At 44.6% G+C, this 3863-nt stretch carries 3 protein-coding genes; 2 read left to right on the top strand and 1 reads right to left on the bottom strand.

What is annotated here, in order from left to right; all coding sequences use genetic code 11:
• Positions 1-174: 174 nt before the first annotated feature.
• Positions 175-1506 carry a 2-hydroxycarboxylate transporter family protein gene (locus tag AB685_RS27920; protein WP_047973866.1) on the top strand — a complete coding sequence of 444 codons (1332 nt, stop codon included), beginning with the start codon at positions 175-177 and terminating at the stop codon, positions 1504-1506.
• A gap of 260 nt (positions 1507-1766) precedes the next feature.
• Positions 1767-3116 (top strand): amidohydrolase family protein, encoded by a 1350-nt coding sequence (locus tag AB685_RS27915; protein WP_047973865.1) that lies wholly within the window; start codon positions 1767-1769, stop codon positions 3114-3116.
• A gap of 41 nt (positions 3117-3157) precedes the next feature.
• Here AB685_RS27915 and AB685_RS27910 read toward each other — a convergent pair.
• Positions 3158-3863: iron ABC transporter permease (locus AB685_RS27910; protein WP_047973864.1), on the bottom strand; the 706-nt coding region annotated here is incomplete at its 5' end.

The raw sequence follows: 3863 nt of genomic DNA, 5'->3' as shown, positions 1-3863 counted from the left end.
ATTGCTAAAGTCATTCCAGAAAGAGAGCTCGCTGCAGATTATGTGATCCCGCATGCACTCAATCAAGAAGTGGCAAAAGTGGTTGCAAGAGCGGTAAAAGATGAAGCACTTAAAACGAAGAAAAAGGTTATGCAAACTAGCTAAAAGGTGAGCAGGTAGAGAGGAGTTTAGGAGATGGGAGAATCAGCTAAGAACCTTCAATCAAGGGAATTGTCGACCAACGAACTGAAAGTGTATGAGAATAAAAGAAAAGCTCAAACGACGGTTATGGGGCTGCCCCTGTTTTGGTTTGGAATCTTTTTAGCTATTACACTGGTAACGGTCTATACAGGAAATCTACCAGCTGGCATGATTGGCAGTCTGCTGGTGATGGTCGTCTTAGGGGAAGCGCTTGGGTGGCTGGGTGATCGTCTACCGATTATTAAGTCTTACTTAGGCGGAGGAGCGATTGTTGCTATTTTCGGCTCAGCTTWCATTGTGTATGCGGGCTTATTGCCTGAGAGTGTCATAACTGGTGTAGACGAGTTTATGACAACCGGTGGATTTCTTGATTTCTATATTGCTGCCTTAATCACAGGTAGTATTCTAGGAATGAATTCAAAAGTATTAATGAAGATTGGTGTACGTTACTTTGTGCCGATTTTCGGTGCAGTGATCGGTGCGATGTTGATTGCCGGTATCGTAGGATTTCTCATTGGCTTTTCCGTTCAAGATGCAGTCTTAGTCATTGCTCTGCCGATCTTAGGAGGAGGTATGGGGGCTGGTGCGATTCCGATGGCGCAAGTTTATTCGGAGTTTTTAGGAAATCCCCCGAGCTATTATATTTCAATCCTTGTACCGGCATTAGCGCTAGGAAATGTATTCGCGATTATTTTTGCAAGCTTATTAAACTCACTTGGAAATAAAGTTCCGTCCTTATCTGGGAATGGCCAGTTGATTCCAGGCTTTAAAATCGAGGAAAAAAAATCAAGCTTTGATATCTCGAAAATGGGAATCGGTCTCCTAGCTGCTCTATTATTTTTTGCTTGTGGACATCTTCTAGGAGCGTTTATACCGCTTCACCCTTATGCATTGATGATCATTTTAGTCGCATTAGTGAAAATACTAGATCTTATTCCTGAAGCGGTAGTAGAAGGAGCAAGCCAATGGTATCAATTTGTCGCAAAAACATGGACACTTGCTTTGTTATTTGGAATCGGTGTCGCATTTACGGATCTCGATTCGGTCTTAGCCGCATTAAGCTTACAGTACATCTTATTGGTTGCTGGGGTTGTATTCGGAGCTGTTTTAGGTGCAGCATTACTTGGACGTTTAGTTGGATTTTATCCGATCGAGTCAGCGATATCAGCAGGTCTTTGTATGGCAAATATGGGCGGAACCGGGGATGTCGCAGTCCTCTCTGCAGCTAAACGAATGCAATTAATGCCTTTTGCACAAATAGCTTCAAGACTTGGTGGAGCACTCATTCTTCTCTTAGCAGGGTTGATTATCCCACTGCTCGTCTAATAGTATCTAGTAAGTTTAAGAAGCTCATAGAAGGCTTGCCTGAAATTTTTCAGGCAAGCCTATTTTATTTGCACAAGACTGTTTTAGCCGATGGATGACATCCCCTTGAACATAAAGCTGATTGCATGAGGGGGCTATTTCTCATACATGATCGCTATGGTGAGATGTCTCATTTAAACACATTAATACCATATTCATGTTTGGATAGGAATGGAAGAAGGTATTGAATAAGGTTAGGATCTATAGAAGGGGTGATGGATATGAGGAAACTCTTTAAAGGTGGTACCGTTCTCACTTTAGATAAGAAGCTCGGAAATTTTGAAAAAGCGGATATTCTGATCGAAGGATCCACTATTATTGATGTGAAGCCTACTATAGAGGCAGAGGATTGTGAAGTCATTGATGCAGCAGGTATGATTGTGAWGCCAGGGTTGGTTGATTCGCACAGACATACATGGGAGTCGATTATTCGCAATGTTGGGGCAGATTGGTCATTACAAACCTATCTTAGTAAAATCTATTATGGGGGATATGGATCCTTACGCCGTCCACAAGATGATTATATTGCTAATTTGGTAGGCGCACTTGAAGCCTTAGATGCAGGGGTCACAACGATGCTCGATTGGTCGATGATTATCTCACCTGATCATACAGAAGAGATGATTAGAGGCTTGGATGATGCTGGAATTCGAGCGGTCTTTGCTCATGGTTGTCCTGGTGATACCGAGTATTGGAATGCAGATAGCACGATCGATAATGCCGAGGATGCTCGTAGGATCAAGGAGAGACATTTCTCTTCCCATGATCAATTATTAACGATGGGTTTAGCAATCAGAGGACCAGAATTTAGCTCGTGGGAAACAAGCGTGAAGGAAATCAAATTAGCCCGTGAATTGGATGCGGTTTGTAGCATGCACCTTGGATTTGGGACATGGGGCTCCACTGCTCGTTCGATTGAAAAGTTAAACGAGGCCGATTTATTAGGCAGTGACTTAAATTTCGTTCATGCTAATGCAGTGAGTCCTGAAGAAATGAGGCTATTAGCAGAAAAAGGCGGCAGTATCTCGGTCACTCCTGAAGTGGAGATGATGATGGGCCATGGCTACCCAGCAGTAGGGTTGACGATTGAAAATGGSGTGAGGCCGGCACTTGGTGTGGATGTGGTCACCTCTACAGGTGGAGATCTATTTGCCCAAATGAAATTTGCGCTTCAAGCGGAGCGGGCCAGAGTCAATCAACAGCAACTTGCTAAAGGGGTTATGCCTGGACCAGCCCTCCACCTCTTAGCTCGGGATGTGCTAGAGTTTGCGACAATAGAGGGGGCTCGGGCTCTGATGTTAGAAGATAAAGTAGGTACATTAACACCAGGAAAACAAGCTGATCTCATCATGGTCCGCACGTCCGATTTGAACATCTTCCCAGTCAATGACCCTATTGGTACAGTGGTTCAATGTACAAGCCCAGCCAATGTTGATTCCGTTTATGTAGCAGGTAAGGCTGTCAAAAAAGATGGCAAACTGCTCAATGTAGACTTAGAAAGCCTGAAAAAGCGTGCGAATGAAGCACGGGATCACCTTTTAAAAGAATACCGCGAGCTTATTCCTCAATAATAGGAAGCCCTCCTTGAACTAAATCAAGGGGGCTGTTTGCTTTATTTCTTCATTAATAAATACATAAAGTAAGGCGCACCAATTAAGGCAACCATAATCCCTGTTGGAATCCCATTAGGTTCGACTAAGTTTCGTCCGACCGTATCGGCTAGTATTAATAGCCATCCGCCAAGCAGGACGGCCACAGGAATAAAGAGCTGATTGCGAGGTCCAACGAGGGCTTTTGCGATATGCGGAGCCATTAGACCGATGAACGCAATCCCCCCCGTAACCGAAACTGCTGAGGAGGCCAGCGCGACAGCCGTTAAAAGTAGCACAAAGCGTTCACGCTCCAATCGAATACCAACACCAATGGCAGCAGATTCGCCAAGCCCCATGATGTTCAGCCGGTTTGCCTTATATAAAGTAAACGGGATTAACACACCCAGCCAAGGAAGAATCGCCCAAAGAAACGGCCAATCGGCACCCCATACGTTTCCAGCAAGCCATCTCGCAATAAAATCAACTTTAAATGGATCAACCGATGAAATGAGCAAGATCATCACACCTGATAAAGCCATCGAAAATCCGACTCCGGTTAATACTAGGCGAACAGGCTCAAGCCCTGTCTTGCGATTATACGAGAATAGGTAAATCGCAATCGCTGTGAGTAGGGCTGCGACAAAGGCGACGACTGGCAGCAAGAAGACAAAGCTGCCATCGCTCACTGGGAAAAACAAATAAAAGACGGCCACCCCAACACCTGCA

Source organism: Bacillus sp. LL01, assembly GCF_001037965.1.
The sequence above is the reverse complement of the archived record's forward strand: the minus strand, read 5'-3'. Positions and strand labels throughout refer to the sequence as shown.